This is a genomic window from Ruegeria sp. F11, assembly GCF_056533855.1.
Genome location: NZ_JBQFOW010000001.1, coordinates 195,279 through 211,955 on the forward strand (window position 1 = coordinate 195,279; position 16,677 = coordinate 211,955).

The window sequence follows — 16,677 nt, forward strand, 5'->3', positions numbered from 1 at the left end:
CACAAAAGCTAACACCGGCCGGGTCGCAATTATTCACAAGCAGGACAGAAAAATGTCAGCTATTGACAATTTTCATGCAGCTTTGGCTTTCGCTGTCCCAGAACGTGCCGGGGGCGCAGGACTGCGTTTGTTTGGAGTGACCGCTGCAGGCGATGCCTGCAGATGCCACGCAGACCAGCGCGAATGAGCAGAGAATGGTGCGGATCATGGTGCCTCTCCCATCAGAAAGTCATGGGCAGGATAGCCGATTTTGGGCGATCTGGCAAAAGACAAGGCCCGGGCTGTGTGGGGCCCGGGCCTTGTGAAGAACGTGGTCGCGGGATTTAGTCGCCGAATACCCGTGCAAAGATCGTATCGACATGCTTGGTGTGATAGCCAAGGTCGAACTTTTCCTCGATCTCTTCGGGGCTCAGCGCGGCGGTGACATCAGCGTCTGCCAGCAGTTCCTCTTTGAAATCGGTGCGGTGTTCCCAGACCTTGAGCGCGTTGCGCTGGACCATGGCATAGGCGTCCTCGCGGCTGACGCCGGCTTGGGTCAGCGCCAGCAGAACCCGTTGGCTCATGACCAGACCGGGGAACTTGTTCATGTTCTCCATCATGTTCTCGGGGAAGATCAGCAGTTTGTCGATCACGCCGGTCAGGCGGGCCAACGCAAAATCCAGCGTGATGGTCGCGTCCGGCCCGATCATACGTTCGACCGAAGAATGCGAGATATCGCGTTCGTGCCACAGCGCCACGTTCTCCATCGCGGGGATCACCGCCGCGCGGACCATGCGCGCGAGTCCGGTCAGGTTCTCGGTCAGCACCGGGTTCTTCTTGTGCGGCATCGCCGACGAGCCCTTTTGGCCCATCGAGAAGAACTCGGCCCCCTCCAGCACCTCGGTCCGCTGCATGTGGCGGATTTCAACGGCGATGTTTTCGATGCTGCTGGCGATCACGCCCAGCGTGGCAAAGAAGGCGGCGTGCCGGTCGCGGGGGATGACCTGAGTGCTGATGGGTTCGGGCACCAGACCCATCTTGTCGCAGACATGCTCTTCGACCGCCGGGTCGATATTGGCAAAGGTGCCGACCGCACCGCTGATCGCGCCGGTGGCGATTTCCGCGCGGGCGTCGCGCATGCGGGACAGGTTGCGGTCCATCTCGGCATAGAAACGCGCGAAGGTCAGGCCCATGGTCGTCGGTTCGGCGTGGATGCCGTGGCTGCGGCCGATACGAACGGTATCCTTGTGTTCGATGGCGCGGCGCTTGAGGGCGGCCAGCAGACCTTCGAGGTCAGCAATCAGAATGTCCGCCGCGCGGGTCAGTTGCACGTTCAGGCAAGTGTCGAGCACGTCAGAGCTGGTCATGCCCTGATGCACAAAACGCGCTTCCTCGCTGCCCACATGCTCGGCCAGATGGGTCAGGAAGGCGATGACGTCGTGTTTGGTGACGGCCTCGATCTCATCAATGCGGGCCACGTCGAATTCCACGTCCTTGGCTTTCCACACGGCCTCGGCATTCTCACGCGGGATCACGCCCAGATCGGCCATGGCGTCGCAGGCATGCGCCTCGATCTCGTACCAGATGCGGAACTTGGCTTCAGGCGACCAGATGGCGACCATCTCGGGGCGGGAATAACGTGGAATCATTGGCAGCGGCACCTTATTGTGATTTGGCAGGAGGCGTTGCGGCGGGGTTTAAACCCGACCCGCCACAGGAACAAGGTGCGAGTAGACAGATGAGACGGTTTGCCCTGATTTTGGCCCTGTGGCCCGGCGTTTTGGCTGCAGACGAGTTCACGCGGCTGACCGGCGATCAGATTCTGTCGGCGCTGATCGGCAAGCGGCTGGAATACGGGCAGGGCGTGTCGCAGACCTTCGACGAACATATGCTGACGCAGTTTTTCTCGGGCGGTCCAAGCGCTGGCCGCTGGGCGGTGCGCGAGGATCGCTATTGCTCGCAATGGCCGCCATCCGATGTCTGGGCCTGTTACGACGTGCTGCAGAACGGTGAGACGATCCGCTTTGTCGGGGACGCTGGCGATATCAACGACGGAATTTTTTCCGAGTGAGCTTGCCGCGCCATATCTCTGATTTCGCAGGCACTTGGGTGCTGAAGCGCATCATTCGCGACGCCAGGGCCGGTCAGATTGTCGAGGCGGAGGGTCAGGCGGTGTTGGTCCCTGATGACGAGGGGTTGACTTATGACGAGCAGGTTACGCTGCTTCTGCCGGGGCAACCTTCGATGAAGGGGACGCGGCGGTATCTGTGGCGGGATGCCGGTGACAGGGTTGCCATCCACTTCGATGACGGGCGTTTTTTCCACAACCTGAAACTCAATCTGGAGCAGGCCGCCGATCACCATGATTGCCCGCCCGACAGCTATGGTGCATTATACGATTTCACGGATTGGCCGCGCTGGAGCGTCCGCTGGACGGTGTCGGGGCCGCGGAAATCTTATGAAATGGACACTGAATACCGGCTGCGATAGCGTAATCATCTTGCCATTTCCGCATAGTGCGGGCAATGCTGCAGCCGCAAATCCATCCGACAGCGGAGAAAAGAAATGAATGCGAATGTTCTGGCCGAAGCAATCGGCCCGCGCGAGGGGACCGCGCTGCGTGTCAAACAGGTTGTTCTGGTCGCTCTGGGTATTCTGGCGCTCGCCGTGGCCGCCAAGATCAAGGTTCCGATGTGGCCGGTTCCGATCACCATGGGCACCTTTGCCGTTCTGACCATCGGCACCGCCTATGGCGCGCGTCTGGGCCTGATCACCATGATGGGCTATTTGCTCGTCGGTGCGCTGGGTTTTGACGTTTTTGCCGGCTCGTCGGCCGAGAAATTTGGTCTGACCTATATGATGGGCGGCACAGGCGGCTATCTGGTCGGCTACGTGCTGGCAACCGTCATCTTGGGCGCGCTGGCCGCGCGCGGTTGGGACCGTTCGGTCGGTAAGATGGCTGTGGCGCTGCTGCTGGCCAATGTCGTGATCTACGTTCCCGGCCTGATTTGGCTGGGTCAGCTTTACGGCTGGGATCAACCGATCCTGCAATGGGGTCTGACACCGTTCCTGGTGGGGGATGCGATCAAGCTGGCACTGGCGGCTATGCTGATCCCTGCGCTGTGGAAACTGGTGGGTAACGCCCGTACCTGATCGGCTTTGCCTCGAAGGTATTTGACCCGCGCCGGGACCGCTCCTGGCGCGGGTTTTTTGTTGTCCTGTCAAACGTGTACTGGACAAAGCTGTGGCTCGGCGTTCAATCTGATGGCAGAGAAACCATCAGGCTATTGAGATATGCGTATTTTTTTAGGCTCGGCCCTTACCGCCTGCGCGACTTTGTGGATGTGGGGTGCAGAACCCGCCGCCGCCGAGACACCGGTTACATACACCGACGAAGGGCGCGCGCTGTTCCGCTTTTCAGTTCCCGACTTCTGGCTCCTGCGCACCGGAGGCCCGCGCGAGATTGAAGATACCGAACTGGGCGACGCCCGCGCCGTGGCGCGGGTAATGGGGTTCCGGCCCGTGACGGATGACAAGGTGTGGATGGGATTTGTCTCACCTGCGGGTGTTGGCTCCATTGAAGGCGCCGTGCGATACCTTGAAGATATTGATAAATTTCTGGTCAAAGACCCGACTGTTACCAGCACAAGCGACACAAGGATCGGTGGTCTGCCTGCACGCGTGTTTCGGGGCACCGGCAGCCGTGACGGGCGTGGCGTGAATTTCACTGCGACCGTGATTGACCTGCCGAACAATCGGGTCGCTGTTGCGGTTGTCATCCTGCTTGATGGGGCCAACCCGGCTTATGTGGACGATGTGAATGACGTGTTCGCGTCGTTCCGGTCCCTGCAGTGACGGAGGCGCATATGACCCGCAAACTTATTAAACGGTCGGTTCTGGCGCTGGGCCTCGGCGTGGCGAGCATCACTCTGTCCGCCTGTGATGGTGTGACGGTTGGAGTTGGGTACGGGTATGACCCGTTTTACGATTCGATGCTGTGGAACGACTACTACCACGATGTGGATGTCGATATTGACGTGGACCGCCCGAACAGACCGGATCGCCCTCCTGTGGGTAAACCTCCGGCGCGTCCGAAGCCGCCGATTGCGAAACCTCCAGCGCGGCCCCGACCGCCGGTTGCGCGTCCGCCTGCGGCCCGTCCGCCGATCCACCGGCCCGCGCCGCGGCGTCGCTGATCGCTGGGTGGCCCCTGATGCGTCTGGGGCCGCCGGTTCAGTCCAGCAATTCGGTGGTGATCTGCGCTGTGCCTTCCAGCGTGCGGTGCACCGGGCATTTATCTGCGATTTCCAGCAGGCGGTCCCGTTGTTGCTGATCCAGCGGACCTTCCAGCCGGATCTTGCGGCGGAACTGGTCTACCTTGCCTTCGCTTGCCAGCCCCGCGTCCTGAGCGTGCACCTTGTCGTGGCAGATATCGACCGTGATGCCAGTCAGCGGCCAGTTTTTCCGCCTTGCATACATACGGATGGTCATCGACGTGCAGGCCCCCAAACCGGCCGAGACGAACCCATAAGGCGACATGCCCTTGTCGGTGCCCCCATATGACGCAGGTTCATCGGCGACGGAGTGATGGCGCGGCCCCGCCTGAATGTCCTGGAGGAAACCGTCCGGGCCAGCCTCGGTCACGCGAATGATGCCTTCGGGCGCGCCGGGGGGTGGGGCCGGGGGGCAGAGGGTCACATAGCGCGTCACCCAGGCCGCGATGACGTCAGCGGCGTATTCCGCGTCCGAGGCGCGGGTGATCAGGTGGTCGGCATCGTCAAGGGTCACAAAGCTCTTTGGGTGTTTGGCGGCCAGAAAGATTGTGCTGGCGTTGTCGATGCTGACGGTCTCATCCCGGGGCGCGTGCAGGATCAGCAGGGCGGCCTTGAGCTCGGAAATCGACGGTGTCAGCGCGGCCTCGGCGATGTCGTCCACGAAGGCTTTACGGATGCGGAAGGGGCGACCGCCTAACGAGACCTCGGCGCTGCCTTCCTGCTGAATCTCCGGCAGGGCATCTGTAAAATGATGCGACACGTGGCCGGGATCAGCGGGGGCGCCCAGAGTTACAACGGCCTTGACCGACGGAATGCCCGCCCGCGCGCGCAGGACGGCAGCACCGCCTAGCGAATGGCCGATCAGCAGCGCAGGGGCCATGTTCCGCCCTGCAAGGTATTGCGCGGCGGCGATCAGGTCCTCGACATTCGACGTAAAGGTGGTGTTGGCGAATTCCCCCTTGGAATGGCCCAGACCAGTGAAATCGAAACGCAAAACGGCAATGCCCATGGCCGCCAGCCGGGCCGAGATGCGCCGCGCCGCCGGGATGTCCTTGGAGCACGTGAAGCAATGCGCAAACAACGCCGTTGCCAGCACCGGTCCATCCGGCAGATCGAGCCGCGCCGCCAGTTGGCTGCCGTCATGTCCGGCAAAAGTGATGCGTTCCGTGGGCATGTCGGCTCCTTGGGTTGCTGGGGGAATGCCCCTGATATTGTGTGTATCCGCGTGGGGTCACAACCCTTTTGTCACCCGCGTCACGTGAAGGTGAGCGATTTCGAACAATCTAATTTCGTGATGTATTATAAAACAAACATTCGTTTTCATTATTTCATGTGCTCCCCCATGTTGGAGCCACGGACAAACCAAAGGAGGTCCTCATGGCCCATACAGCATCAACACCCCAAGTATCTTCGGCCCATAGCGGGACGCTGATCGCAATCGTTCTGGCGTCTGTGCTTGGTTTTGCACTGGGTCAATCCTGGCCGGTGACCGGGTATTCGGCGCAGCCGCAGGCCGTTTCAGAAATCGAGGACTGGCACGGCAATGTCCGCCGGTCCAGCTGGTCGCAATAGCCGTGCCCTATTCCAGACCCATCAGTTGCGGGTCAAACGGGTACTTGGTCAGGTTCTCGTAGCCATCTTCGGTGATGAGAACCTGATCTTCCAGTTTGACCGAGAAATCCCCGCCCACTTCACCTGCGGCGACTTCGACACACAGAACCATTCCGGGTTCCAGCGGATAGTCATAGGCCCCCGCAACCGCCTTATCCGGATAGGCGACCAGCGGCCATTCATCACACAGACCGACGCCATGCATCAGGCAGCCGTATTTCTGCGCCTGAAACTTGTCGTCCAGCCGGTGCGAATTTGCCGTCAGTTCCGGGATCATGACGCCGGGTTTCAGCATCTCCATATTCGTCATGATATGCTCATGCGCATGCTGCATGGTATAAATCATGTCAGGGCGGGGCTTTTGATCCCCGATCCACCAGGTGCGAGAGATATCGACACAAATTCCGTAAGAGCCGATCAGGTCGGTATCAAAGGCAATGATCTCGTTCTGTTGGGTGATCCTCGGGCCGCATTCCTGAAACCACGGGTTGGTGCGCTGGCCCGAGGCCAGCAGCCGGGTCTCGATCCACTCACCACCCCGCCGGATGTTTTCGGCGTGCAGTACGGCCCAGATGTCATCCTCGGATGTCTTGCCATCGCCCACATTGGCGCGCGCAAACCTCTCCATCTCAGCCACGGCGGTTTCGCAGGCGTGGCTGGCGCAGCGCATGGCAAGGATCTCATCCGGGCCTTTGATGGCGCGGGTCTTTTCGGTGACTTCTTCGCCCTCCATCACCTCGAAGCCCTGCGCCTCCAAGGCGCGCAGCCCGTGCAGCATGATCTTGTCGACGGCCAGACGTTTGTTGCCGCCGCCATGTTCGTTGACCAGTAGGCGGATTTCGTTCGACAGGACGTCGGCAGCCACATCCACCTTGTCGCCGCGGTCGAAATAGAACAGGTCCGCGCCCGAGCGCTGCTCGCGCACTAAGGGATTGAATTTGGAAAGAAAAGGCGAATTCTTATAGTCCCAGATCACCATATATCCGTCGGCACACAGCAGCACCGCCCGGAACGGGTTATGCGTGTTCCAAAGCTGCATATTGGTGCTGTCGGTGGCGTAGCGGATGTTCAGCGGGTCAAACATCAGCAGCCCGCCGTACCCCCGATCAACGATTGCCTGTGTCAGCCGTTTCCAGCGAAACTCGCGCATCCGTTCGAGGTTGGGTAGCTCTAAACCCGCCGCTGCCCATTCATCAAAGGCCAGCTGGGTCGGCCCGATCTCGATCCGGTCATTGTCGTTGGGGGTGCCATCGCCGAGGGTTGCGCCCTTGGTCGGGTCGATCTTGCGGGTATCCCGGTAATGATGGTTCACGGCGCGCCTCCCTGCTTGCATATTTAGCCTGCGGATTCATCAGTTTCCCGTCTCGGTGATTTGCGACGGCTCCGTTGTCGCTTTTTGACCGACATTTGCGCATCCGGATGATAGGTCAGGCACATGACGGTGCTGCAGACCTCCATCCCTTACAATCCGCTCGACCATCGTGCGCTGCCGGGTATTCAGCCCGCCACGATGGACACTTGGCTGCATCAGGACGAGGCGTTTGCGGGCCAAATGCAGCGTCGAGAAACCCTGTTGGCCGAGCGCCGCGAGGATGTTCTGGCGCTGAGCCCCAGCGCCGAACCTGCAGCGCGGGAACTGCTGGAGCTGGTTTTGGCCCAGATCTATCAGGGCGACGCCGACCGGATCACACGGCCAGACGGCGTATCTGTGGCAATCGACCGGGATCACCCATTGGACACCCTGTGCCGACTGGTGCAGGAGGATTTCTGCATTCTGCAAAAGAGCGGCGACGAACATGTGCTGACTGGGGCTATCCTGTGCTTTCCCGCCAGTTGGCGCTTGTCCGAGAAATTCATGCGCCCGCTGATGAATATTCATGGGGCCATCGAGAGTTATGACGGCAACATCGCCCGGCGGGTGCAGCGCCTGTTCGATGGTATCCAGCCTGGCCGTCCGCTGTGGCGGTTCAACGCGCTTTGGTATGCGGACGCCGAGTTGTACCAACCGCGCAGCACCTATGAACGGCGGGAAACCGTTGAGCCCGGCACCGCCGGATATCTGCGCAGCGAGCGCCAGACATTGCTGCGCTTGCCCGAGACTCGGGCGGTGGTGTTTTCGATCCACACCTATGTTCTGGCCGCGAACCATGTGCCAAAAACGGAAAACCCCGCCTGACGGCGGGGCCTCCTAGGAGGGTCTTCTGTAATTCTGTTAGTGCCCGAGCATCCCGGCCACGCCCGCAAAGGCATTGCTGGCATTCAGGCCGACGATGGCTACGGAAAAGACAAGCACCTGAGTGTTAAGGCGGAAGTCTTCACCACGCAGCAGGTTCACGGCGGCCATGGACAGGGCGATCGGGGTGGAGACACTGGCGATAACGCCGGTCATGCACCATGTGCCAAGGCGCAGCACATCGCTGGGTTTGTCATCATCTTCATCCGACCGGGCCAGGTCGGCAGGCATCACATCCGTATCGGCTGAGCGGAACGCGATGCTGAGCAACTGCTCGTCCGTCAACTGGATCGGGCGCGCCTCGGGGGCGTTTCCGTCGGCGGTTTCCTCGGGCGTGGCGACGGTCAACCCTGCGAACTGGCCAGTGACGGATTGGAAAATCTGTTTCCTGTCCCGCGGTTTTCTGGATGCCAGCGTGTCAAAGGCGCTCATGAACTGCTCGACCGTCAGAACCGTGTGCGGCGACAGCCACTCGACACGTCGCGTAGTGCAGATGTCAATCATGCGGTACAGGACAACCACAAGCATCAATTCCGAAATCTCGCTGTCATCCAGAAGCGGCGAAACCGGTGTGACCGTTACCACCAGCCGGTTGCGCGGGCTGCTGACCTTGGGGCGGGTCAGGGTTTTCAGACCGGCGGCGCGATCCATGCGCTCGTACCGATCCTCGGCTTTTTCGGCCTCAGAGGTCAGAGACAGCCGCACCAGATACTGACTGGATACGATGCTGGCCTCGGTCTGGCTGAGCAACGCCTTCCGCTCGACCAAATGACCGTAGTCTTCCAGCGTTGCCGCGACGATGGTTCCGAAGCGTTCGATCGCGCCTTCGGTATCGCCGTCAAATTGCAGGCCGCCATGGTAGCTTTGCTTCCGAGACACAGCTCTGTCCTCTGTTGCATTTCGTCTGACACCACAACCTAGCGACCCTTCTGGGGGAGAATTTGACGAAAATGCAAAAAAAAGAAATTTTCTGAGGATTGATTACGTATTGGAAACCAAGGAAATTCGGCTTTTTTCGAACACTATGGCGACAATGTGGCGGAAATGGGTGGATGCGATGTTGGCAGCAAGGCGGGGCTAGCCGTCGATTCGGGCCGCCATAATTGCGATGGATTGCTGGTAGACCGAAGCGGCGTTCCATTGTTGGATCACGGCAAAGTTTGGCTGCCCCGGCTGATACCCACGGCCGGGCTTCCAGCCTTTCTTGCGCAGGAAATTCGCAGTCGAGGCCATTGCGTCGGTCATGTTGTAGAAATCCACGCGGCGATCCCCGGTGGCGTCGACCCCATAGGTCAGCGCATTGCCGGGCAGGAATTGGGTATGGCCCAACTCGCCATGTTTCGCCCCCTTTGTCGCCATAGTGATACTGCCCTGATCGACCAGTTTCAGTGCCCCAATTGCGTGCGGGATAAAGAACTCGGATCGGCGACAATCATAGGCCAGTGTTGTGATTGCGGAAACAACCTGACTGTCGCCCATGAAATTTCCAAAGCCTGTCTCCATGCCGTGGATGGCAATCAGCACGCCCGCCGGAACGCCGTATTGCCGTTCGAGCGCGGCATAGAATTCAGGATTGCGCGCCTTGCGCTTGCGGCCCTGCGCAACGATTGTATCCGCACCGCGAATGCGCATGAACTTGTCCAGCGAATACTTGAAGCTTTTCTGGTTCCGGTCCGCGGCAATAGTCCGTGTCGCGTACTGGGTCTGGGCCAGCGCCTGCAGGCCCTTTTTCTTGACGCCGGCTTTGCGCGCCTGTTTGGCAAAGTCCTTTTTCCACGCCTCGAACCCGCTGCTGGTGTTTCCGCATTGCGCCGCATACCCGGCAGAGGCGAGTGACACCGCAACGGCGGCAAGAGGACCGACAAGACGTTTCATGAACCGCTCTTTCTTTGTTTCTTTGAGGGTAAGAATAGCTGGCCCGGTTGCCGCAAAGAAGTGAATTCCCGCCGCTGCGGGAAATTGGCCTTCGGCTGCAACCGGGTTGATACACGGGACAGCCCGGCCCTTGACGCCTCTTTCGCGCAGCGTGTTCAATAAAGGGCATTCAGACAGGGCGGTTGATGCATGAGCAAAGATGAGAACAGGCGCTGGTGGGTGCTGGGGGCCATGGGCGCAATTCTTGGCGTCATCCTGCTGGATGAAACCGTGGTGGGTGTTGCCTTGCCCACGATCCAGAAAGACATCGGACTGAGTGATCTGGGCGCGCATTGGGTGGTCAGTATTTACCTGCTGGTTCTTGCCGCTCTTGCCGGGGCAGCCGGGCGGTTGGGTGACACGATTGGGACGCGAACACTGGTTGTCGTTGGCTTGCTGCTGTTTGGCCTGTCTTCGATGGCGGCGGGGTTTGCCAATAGCGGCACCGCTATCGTCATTGCGCGCGCGGTGCAGGGTGTCGGGGCTGCGATCATCTTTCCGCTCTCGCTGGTTCTGGTATCGATATCCTTCGAAGACAAAGACCGAGGCATGGCGCTTGGTATATATGGTGCAATTGGCACAAGCTTTCTGGCCCTTGGTCCTGTGGTGGGCGGGTTGCTGACGGATTACCTGTCGTGGCGCTGGATCTTCTGGATCAATCCTCCGATCGTTCTGGTCGTCGCCTTTATTACGTGGATCTACTGGCGTGACCCGCCACATCGCGAGGAACCGGCCTTTGACTGGATCGGGCTTCTGCTGTTGATCGGTGGGCTGGGGCTGACCGTGTTTGGCATTATGGAGGGGCCGGAGCGCGGATGGGGTCAGATCGACGTGCTGGGGCCGTTGATCCTGGGCATTCTGATGCTGTGCATTTTGGTGCCGATGGAGTTACGGGTTCCTGCCCCGCTGATCGCCATGCGGCTGTTTTCAAACGGCACCTTTGCGGCGTCGAACATGATTGTCCTGCTGGCCCAATTCGTCAAAATCGCAACCTTTGTCTTCGGTGCGATGTATTTCCAGAGGGTCAGCGGTCTGTCCCCCCTGATGGCAGGCGTCGCGTTGCTGCCCGCCGTTGTGCCGCCTGTGCTAACCGCGACCATTGCGGGCAAAGCGGCGGATACTTACGGAACCCGCTTGCCGTCCCTGCTGGGGGTTCTGGGGACTCTGGCCGGGTTGGTCGCCATGGCAATTGGGATGGGGCTGGGTGTCAACCTGCTGGTCTATGCAGGTCTGCTGTTCTCGGGCGTGGCGATCTCGTTCCTGTTCGTACCGCCGCAGCGCGCTGTCATGATGTCCGTCCCGCCGGGAATGCAGGGGCAAGCCGGGGGGATCGTACTGAGCAGCCAGCTATTGGGCGGCACATTCGGTATGGCAATCTGCAGCACGATTTATGCCATGACCGGGTCGTTCGCGGCTGTGTTCTGGGTTACGGCGGCGGTCTCAGCCGTGATCTTGATCTATGCCCATTTCGCACTGGAGCAGTCTGATCCCGGCGCGATGGAGCAAACGTAAAAGGGGCGCCCCGAAGGACGCCCCTGATTATTGACCTCGCAAGGCGGAATTAGCAGCTGTAGTACATGCCGTATTCAACCGGGTGCGGGGTGTGCTCGTAGGTTTCGACCTCTTCCATCTTCAGTGCGATATAGCCGTCGATCTGGTCTTTGGTGAACACGTCGCCCTGCAGCAGGAAGTCGTGATCGGATGCCAGAGCTTCCAGCGCTTCGCGCAGCGAACCACATACGGTCGGGATGTCGGCCAGTTCTTCTGCAGGCAGATCGTACAGGTTCTTGTCCATGGCTTCGCCTGGATCGATCTTGTTCTTGATGCCGTCCAGACCAGCCATCAGCAGAGCGGCAAACGCCAGATAGGGGTTCGCGGCCGGATCGGGGAAGCGGGCCTCGACGCGCTTGGCTTTCGGGCTTTCGGTCCACGGAATACGCACGCAGCCCGAGCGGTTGCGGGCCGAGTAGGCGCGCAGAACGGGGGCCTCGAAGCCCGGGATCAGACGCTTGTAGCTGTTGGTCGAAGGGTTGGTGAAGGCGTTCAGGGTTTTGGCATGCTTCAGAACGCCGCCGATGAACCACAGCGCCTCGTCCGACAGGTCGGCGTATTTGTCGCCAGCGAACAGCGGCTTGCCGTCTTTCCAGATCGACATATTCACGTGCATACCGGTGCCGTTGTCGCCCGCGATTGGCTTCGGCATGAAGGTCGCCGATTTGCCATAGGCGTGGGCAACGTTGTGGATGACGTATTTGTATTTCTGCAGCTCGTCGGCCTGCTTGGTCAGGCTGTCGAAGATCAGACCGAGCTCGTGCTGGCAGGACGCAACTTCGTGGTGGTGCTTGTCGACCTTCATGCCCAGACGCTTCATGGTCGACAGCATTTCCGACCGCAGGTCCTGCGCTTCGTCAACGGGGTTCACGGGGAAGTAGCCGCCCTTGACGCCCGGACGATGGCCCATGTTGCCCATCTCGTATTCGGTATCGGTGTTCCACGATGCATCAGTTGCATCAACTTCGTAGGATACCTTGTTGATACTGTTCGAGAATCGGACGTCGTCGAACAGGAAGAATTCGGCCTCAGGGCCGAAGAAGGCTGCGTCGCCGATGCCCGAGGATTTCAGGTAGGCTTCAGCTTTCTGCGCGGTGCCGCGCGGGTCACGCTCGTAGGCTTCGCCGGTGTCGGGCTCAACGACCGAGCAGTGCAGGCAGATGGTCTTTTCCGCGTAGAACGGATCGACATAGGCGCTGTCGGTATCGGGCATCAGTTTCATGTCGGATGCTTCGATGGATTTCCAGCCGGCGATCGACGATCCGTCGAACATGAAGCCTTCGTCCAGGAAATCTTCGTCAACCTGATCGGACATGATGGTGACGTGCTGAAGCTTGCCGCGCGGGTCGGTAAAGCGGATGTCGACGTAATCAGCGCCTTCGTCCTGGATCAGCTTGAGAACTGCGTCCTTGCTCATACTCACTATTCCTCTGATTGGAGTGTTCGGTTACAGCGCGTCCGAGCCGGTTTCCCCGGTGCGGATACGAATGGCTTGTTCAACAGGCGAGACGAAGATTTTGCCGTCGCCGATTTTGTCTGTCTTTGCCGCGGACACAATGGCGTCGATGGCGGCGTCGACCTGATCGTCGTCCAGAACGACCTCGACCTTAACCTTGGGCAGGAAGTCGACGACGTATTCCGCACCGCGGTACAGCTCGGTGTGGCCTTTCTGACGACCAAACCCCTTGACCTCGATCACGCTCAGGCCCTGGACGCCGACGTCCTGCAATGCCTCTTTCACTTCATCGAGTTTGAACGGTTTGATGATCGCTTCGATCTTCTTCATCCCGGGCTCCCTTTAACTCTTGTCAGGATGGCAGTGACCACGTCTAAGATCGGGCGGCAATCTGAATGCGAAATTGGCCGTGTCGATGTGCGGGGAAAACAGGCAGCGGGTTAAATTTTGATCGATTTGCACAAAAAGTAATCAGAATTGAATCGCCGTAGGATTTGAGATGACGGAATTGCTGACAGCCGCGCAGATGCGGGCCATCGAACAGGCAGCGATTGAGTCTGGTGAGGTGACCGGGCTGGAGTTGATGGAACGGGCCGGGCGGGGCGTTGTTGAGGCGATTTTCGAGGAGTGGCCGGAGTTGGAAAGGCGAGGGGCCAGCCCCTCGCGCTCCCCGGGATATTTGGGGCCAGATGAAGAGGATCCTTTGCGCGCGATGGTTCTGTGCGGACCGGGGAATAATGGGGGTGACGGGTTTGTTGTAGCGCGGTTGTTGCGTGATCTGGGTTGGGAGGTTGAGGTTTTTCTGTATGGCGATCCGGAGAAGTTGCCGCCGGATGCGAAGACAAACTACGAAAAGTGGGCCGCGTCGAATGTCGTTCGTGATTGGGATGATAACGAAATTGAAGATGTTCTAGACGGTAAAGACCATGATCTTGTTGTTGATGCATTGTTCGGGACTGGTATCACGAGGTCGATGCCGGATGATACTGAGCGAGCGTGGCACGGGTTCGTCCCGACTGTGACGCATACTCCTTCAAAAGAGCGACGGCAAAAATATGTTGCGGTAGACTGTCCAAGCGGTCTTTGCTGCGATTCCGGCAAGAACTTTGGCGCTTTCCCAACAGACTTAACTGTTTCGTTCCATTCCCCAAAGCTTGGGCATTATTTGGTGGGGGATGGTCAATACGGCGGAGGTCCGGGGCTCTCGAGCAAAGTTGTGGTCGCCGACATTGGTCTGAACTCCATTCATATTACGGGCGTAGTCCAGTTGGAGACCGACCCCATGCACAGGGGGTTTCGTGGGAAATGGGACGCTCAGCACAAGTACAACCACGGCCACGCTCTGGTCCTTTCGGGCGGTCCGGCCAAAACCGGGGCGGCTCGTCTTGCCGCGCGTGGGGCATTGCGGATCGGTGCAGGGCTGGTGACGGTGGGGGTGCCACCGTCGGCGCAGTTTGAACTGGCGGCGCAGGTGACGGCCATCATGTTGCAGCGGGTTGAAGGGGCGGAGGGCCTGTCATCGGTGCTGTCGGACGAGCGGTTGAATGCGTTGTGCCTCGGGCCGGGGTTGGGCTTGGAGCGGGCGCAGGAGCTTGTGCCGGTTGCCCTTGAAGCCAAGCGCGCGACGGTGCTGGACGCTGATGCGCTGACAGCATTTGCGGATGATCCCTTGGCGTTGTTTGCGCAACTGCATGAGCATTGCGTTCTGACTCCGCATGGTGGGGAATTTGCCCGGCTGTTTCCGGATATTGCCGAGAAACTGGCGGTCGTGCCAACGACAGGTCCGGCCTATTCAAAGGTGGATGCGACGCGTGAGGCTGCCAAAAGGGCAGGGTGCGTGGTTCTGTTCAAGGGGCCTGACACGGTGATCGCTGCGCCGGACGGACGGTGCTCGGTCAACGCGGCATTTTATGAGCGCGCGGCACCGTGGCTGGCCACTGCAGGGTCCGGCGATGTACTGGCGGGGTTCATCACCGGATTGCTTGCGCGCGGGTTCAGCCCTATGCAGGCGGCGGAAACTGCAGCGTGGCTGCATGTGGAATGCGCGCGAAACTTTGGTCCGGGCCTGATTGCGGAGGATTTAACCGAGCAGTTGCCTGTTGTCTTGCGGAAGATTGGGGCCTGAGCGCCTCGTCGTTTAAACAAGCGGGCGTGGGGTGCCGGTTGATCCGCATTTTTCGCTCAAAAGCCGGTCAAAACAAAGCGGATTGGACAGTTGCCCCTTGCACGCAGGGGGCTGGGCAAATAGAAGGCCTCAAATTTGCCCGGCGCGCCCGTTTTGCGCGCCCCGAATCCTATGGGGACTACCATAATGCAGGTTACCGAGACGCTGAACGAAGGTCTGAAACGCGGCTACAACATCACCGTGACCGCGGCTGAGCTGGACGAGAAGGTCAATGAGAAACTGACCGAAGCGCAGCCCGAAGTCGAAATGAAGGGTTTCCGCAAAGGCAAGGTGCCGATGGCGCTGCTGAAAAAGCAGTTTGGCCAGCGCCTGCTGGGCGAAGCGATGCAGGAAAGCATCGACGGCGCGATGAACAAGCATTTTGAGGACAGCGGCGACCGTCCGGCCCTGCAGCCCGAGGTCAAGATGACCAATGAGGACTGGAAAGAAGGCGACGATGTCGAGGTCGCGATGTCCTATGAGGCGCTGCCGGAAATCCCCGAGGTGGACCTGAAATCGGTCGAGCTGGAAAAGCTGATCGTCAAGGCGGATGATGCAGCGGTCGAAGAGGCGCTGAATAACCTCGCTGAGACAGCGCAGGATTTCAAAGCGCGCCGCAAGGGTTCGAAAGCCAAGGACGGCGACCAGATCGTGTTCGACTTTGTCGGCAAGGTCGACGGTGAAGAATTCGAAGGCGGTTCGGCCGAGGACTATCCGCTGGTTCTGGGTTCCAACAGCTTCATCCCCGGTTTTGAAGAGCAACTGGTTGGCGTGAAAGCTGAGGAAGAAAAAGACGTCAACGTGACCTTCCCCGAGGAATACGGTGCCGAGCATCTGGCCGGTAAAGACGCCGTGTTCACCTGCACCATTAAAGAGGTGAAGGAACCGGTCGCTGCCGAGGTAAACGATGATCTGGCCATTAAATTTGGTGCCGAAGATCTGGCCGCGCTGAAAACTCAGATTTCCGAGCGTCTGGAAGCCGAATACGCAGGTGCATCGCGCGCGGTCATGAAGCGTGCGCTGCTGGACGTGCTGGACGAGAAGGTTTCGTTCGATCTGCCGCCGTCGCTGGTGGATGCTGAGGCCAAGCAAATCGCGCATCAGCTGTGGCACGAGGAAAACCCCGAGGTTGAAGGCCACGACCACGCCGAGATCGAGCCCACCGACGAGCACAACAAGCTGGCCGAGCGCCGCGTGCGTCTGGGCCTGCTGCTGGCGGAACTGGGCCAGAAGGCCGAGGTTGAAGTGTCTGACGCCGAGATGACCCAGGCGATTATGAACCAGGCACGTCAGTACCCCGGTCAGGAACGTCAGTTCTTTGAATTCGTGCAGCAGAACGCCCAGATGCAGCAGCAACTGCGCGCGCCGCTCTTTGAAGACAAAGTTGTGGACTATGTGTTCGAGCTGGCGCAGGTCGCTGACAAGGAAGTCAGCAAAGACGATCTGCAAAAAGCCGTTGAGGCACTGGAAGAGGAGTAATCCTCTTCCGCCCCTT

At 59.6% G+C, this 16,677-nt stretch carries 18 protein-coding genes; 10 read left to right on the forward strand and 8 right to left on the reverse strand.

Annotation, left to right across the window (positions count from 1 at the left end):
• Positions 1-55: 55 nt before the first annotated feature.
• Positions 56-208 (reverse strand): chitin-binding domain-containing protein, encoded by a 153-nt coding sequence (locus ACR0NJ_RS00975; RefSeq protein WP_480815265.1) that lies wholly within the window; start codon positions 206-208, stop codon positions 56-58.
• A gap of 115 nt (positions 209-323) precedes the next feature.
• A complete protein-coding gene (gene purB, locus ACR0NJ_RS00980; RefSeq protein WP_480815266.1) occupies positions 324-1,628 on the reverse strand; it encodes an adenylosuccinate lyase in 1,305 nt (434 codons plus the stop codon).
• Between the two features lie 89 nt (positions 1,629-1,717).
• On the opposite strand from purB, the gene ACR0NJ_RS00985 reads away from it, so the two are divergent.
• The 5 genes from ACR0NJ_RS00985 (at position 1,718) to ACR0NJ_RS01005 (ending at position 4,175) form a co-directional block, all read left to right on the forward strand.
• Positions 1,718-2,050 (forward strand): hypothetical protein, encoded by a 333-nt coding sequence (locus ACR0NJ_RS00985; protein ID WP_480815267.1) that lies wholly within the window; start codon positions 1,718-1,720, stop codon positions 2,048-2,050.
• The gene (locus ACR0NJ_RS00990; protein ID WP_480815268.1) at positions 2,047-2,469 is read left to right on the forward strand and encodes a DUF6314 family protein; all 423 of its coding nucleotides are present in this window, start codon (positions 2,047-2,049) and stop codon (positions 2,467-2,469) included. The genes ACR0NJ_RS00985 and ACR0NJ_RS00990 overlap by 4 nt, the downstream gene beginning before the upstream one ends.
• A gap of 75 nt (positions 2,470-2,544) precedes the next feature.
• On the forward strand, positions 2,545-3,132 hold the full coding sequence (locus tag ACR0NJ_RS00995; RefSeq protein ID WP_480815269.1) for a biotin transporter BioY: 588 nt from the start codon (positions 2,545-2,547) through the stop codon (positions 3,130-3,132).
• Positions 3,133-3,273: 141 nt separating this feature from the next.
• Positions 3,274-3,834: a hypothetical protein gene (locus ACR0NJ_RS01000; RefSeq protein WP_480815270.1), complete on the forward strand. Its 561-nt coding sequence runs from the start codon at positions 3,274-3,276 to the stop codon at positions 3,832-3,834.
• 11 nt (positions 3,835-3,845) lie between these two features.
• On the forward strand, positions 3,846-4,175 hold the full coding sequence (locus ACR0NJ_RS01005) for a hypothetical protein (protein ID WP_480815271.1): 330 nt from the start codon (positions 3,846-3,848) through the stop codon (positions 4,173-4,175).
• 37 nt (positions 4,176-4,212) lie between these two features.
• Here ACR0NJ_RS01005 and ACR0NJ_RS01010 read toward each other — a convergent pair whose 3' ends face one another.
• A complete protein-coding gene (locus ACR0NJ_RS01010; RefSeq protein ID WP_480815272.1) occupies positions 4,213-5,427 on the reverse strand; it encodes a bifunctional alpha/beta hydrolase/OsmC family protein in 1,215 nt (404 codons plus the stop codon).
• Positions 5,428-5,630: 203 nt separating this feature from the next.
• Between ACR0NJ_RS01010 and ACR0NJ_RS01015 the strand changes: the two genes are divergently transcribed.
• Positions 5,631-5,825, forward strand: coding sequence for a hypothetical protein (locus tag ACR0NJ_RS01015; protein WP_480815273.1), 195 nt, complete (start codon positions 5,631-5,633; stop codon positions 5,823-5,825).
• A gap of 7 nt (positions 5,826-5,832) precedes the next feature.
• Here the strand turns inward: ACR0NJ_RS01015 and dddP are convergent, their stop codons facing one another.
• On the reverse strand, positions 5,833-7,176 hold the full coding sequence (gene dddP / locus ACR0NJ_RS01020) for a dimethylsulfonioproprionate lyase DddP (RefSeq protein WP_480815274.1): 1,344 nt from the start codon (positions 7,174-7,176) through the stop codon (positions 5,833-5,835).
• A 123-nt stretch (positions 7,177-7,299) separates the two neighbouring features.
• On the opposite strand from dddP, the gene ACR0NJ_RS01025 reads away from it, so the two are divergent.
• Positions 7,300-8,040 (forward strand): heme-dependent oxidative N-demethylase family protein, encoded by a 741-nt coding sequence (locus tag ACR0NJ_RS01025; protein ID WP_480815275.1) that lies wholly within the window; start codon positions 7,300-7,302, stop codon positions 8,038-8,040.
• A 36-nt stretch (positions 8,041-8,076) separates the two neighbouring features.
• Here the strand turns inward: ACR0NJ_RS01025 and ACR0NJ_RS01030 are convergent, their stop codons facing one another.
• Together ACR0NJ_RS01030 and ACR0NJ_RS01035 are read right to left on the reverse strand one after the other, a co-directional pair.
• The gene (locus ACR0NJ_RS01030; protein WP_480815276.1) at positions 8,077-8,976 is read right to left on the reverse strand and encodes a hypothetical protein; all 900 of its coding nucleotides are present in this window, start codon (positions 8,974-8,976) and stop codon (positions 8,077-8,079) included.
• A 198-nt stretch (positions 8,977-9,174) separates the two neighbouring features.
• Positions 9,175-9,972 (reverse strand): lytic murein transglycosylase, encoded by a 798-nt coding sequence (locus ACR0NJ_RS01035; protein ID WP_480815277.1) that lies wholly within the window; start codon positions 9,970-9,972, stop codon positions 9,175-9,177.
• A gap of 189 nt (positions 9,973-10,161) precedes the next feature.
• Here ACR0NJ_RS01035 and ACR0NJ_RS01040 point away from each other — a divergent pair, with 189 nt between their 5' ends.
• A complete protein-coding gene (locus tag ACR0NJ_RS01040) occupies positions 10,162-11,523 on the forward strand; it encodes an MFS transporter (RefSeq protein WP_480815278.1) in 1,362 nt (453 codons plus the stop codon).
• Positions 11,524-11,572: 49 nt separating this feature from the next.
• On the opposite strand, the gene glnA is transcribed toward ACR0NJ_RS01040, so the two are convergent.
• Positions 11,573-12,979 (reverse strand): type I glutamate--ammonia ligase, encoded by a 1,407-nt coding sequence (gene glnA / locus ACR0NJ_RS01045; protein ID WP_480815279.1) that lies wholly within the window; start codon positions 12,977-12,979, stop codon positions 11,573-11,575.
• Positions 12,980-13,009: 30 nt separating this feature from the next.
• A complete protein-coding gene (locus tag ACR0NJ_RS01050; RefSeq protein WP_170472761.1) occupies positions 13,010-13,348 on the reverse strand; it encodes a P-II family nitrogen regulator in 339 nt (112 codons plus the stop codon).
• Positions 13,349-13,517: 169 nt separating this feature from the next.
• On the opposite strand from ACR0NJ_RS01050, the gene ACR0NJ_RS01055 reads away from it, so the two are divergent.
• Both ACR0NJ_RS01055 and tig read left to right on the forward strand, forming a co-directional pair.
• Entirely contained in the window at positions 13,518-15,143 is a 1,626-nt protein-coding gene (locus ACR0NJ_RS01055; RefSeq protein WP_480815280.1) for an NAD(P)H-hydrate dehydratase, read from the forward strand.
• A gap of 186 nt (positions 15,144-15,329) precedes the next feature.
• Positions 15,330-16,661: a trigger factor gene (gene tig / locus ACR0NJ_RS01060; protein ID WP_480815281.1), complete on the forward strand. Its 1,332-nt coding sequence runs from the start codon at positions 15,330-15,332 to the stop codon at positions 16,659-16,661.
• Positions 16,662-16,677: the final 16 nt, after the last annotated feature.

Coding starts and splice junctions, on each gene's coding strand:
- tig (WP_480815281.1), top strand. CDS start 15,330: ATGCAGGTTACCGAGACGCTGAACGAAGGTCTGAAACGCGGCTACAAC.
- ACR0NJ_RS01000 (WP_480815270.1), top strand. CDS start 3,274: ATGCGTATTTTTTTAGGCTCGGCCCTTACCGCCTGCGCGACTTTGTGG.
- purB (WP_480815266.1), bottom strand. CDS start 1,628: ATGATTCCACGTTATTCCCGCCCCGAGATGGTCGCCATCTGGTCGCCT.
- ACR0NJ_RS01040 (WP_480815278.1), top strand. CDS start 10,162: ATGAGCAAAGATGAGAACAGGCGCTGGTGGGTGCTGGGGGCCATGGGC.
- ACR0NJ_RS00975 (WP_480815265.1), bottom strand. CDS start 208: ATGATCCGCACCATTCTCTGCTCATTCGCGCTGGTCTGCGTGGCATCT.
- ACR0NJ_RS01050 (WP_170472761.1), bottom strand. CDS start 13,348: ATGAAGAAGATCGAAGCGATCATCAAACCGTTCAAACTCGATGAAGTG.
- ACR0NJ_RS00985 (WP_480815267.1), top strand. CDS start 1,718: ATGAGACGGTTTGCCCTGATTTTGGCCCTGTGGCCCGGCGTTTTGGCT.
- ACR0NJ_RS01005 (WP_480815271.1), top strand. CDS start 3,846: ATGACCCGCAAACTTATTAAACGGTCGGTTCTGGCGCTGGGCCTCGGC.
- ACR0NJ_RS01035 (WP_480815277.1), bottom strand. CDS start 9,972: ATGAAACGTCTTGTCGGTCCTCTTGCCGCCGTTGCGGTGTCACTCGCC.
- ACR0NJ_RS00995 (WP_480815269.1), top strand. CDS start 2,545: ATGAATGCGAATGTTCTGGCCGAAGCAATCGGCCCGCGCGAGGGGACC.
- ACR0NJ_RS01025 (WP_480815275.1), top strand. CDS start 7,300: ATGACGGTGCTGCAGACCTCCATCCCTTACAATCCGCTCGACCATCGT.
- ACR0NJ_RS01055 (WP_480815280.1), top strand. CDS start 13,518: ATGACGGAATTGCTGACAGCCGCGCAGATGCGGGCCATCGAACAGGCA.
- ACR0NJ_RS01010 (WP_480815272.1), bottom strand. CDS start 5,427: ATGCCCACGGAACGCATCACTTTTGCCGGACATGACGGCAGCCAACTG.
- ACR0NJ_RS01015 (WP_480815273.1), top strand. CDS start 5,631: ATGGCCCATACAGCATCAACACCCCAAGTATCTTCGGCCCATAGCGGG.
- glnA (WP_480815279.1), bottom strand. CDS start 12,979: ATGAGCAAGGACGCAGTTCTCAAGCTGATCCAGGACGAAGGCGCTGAT.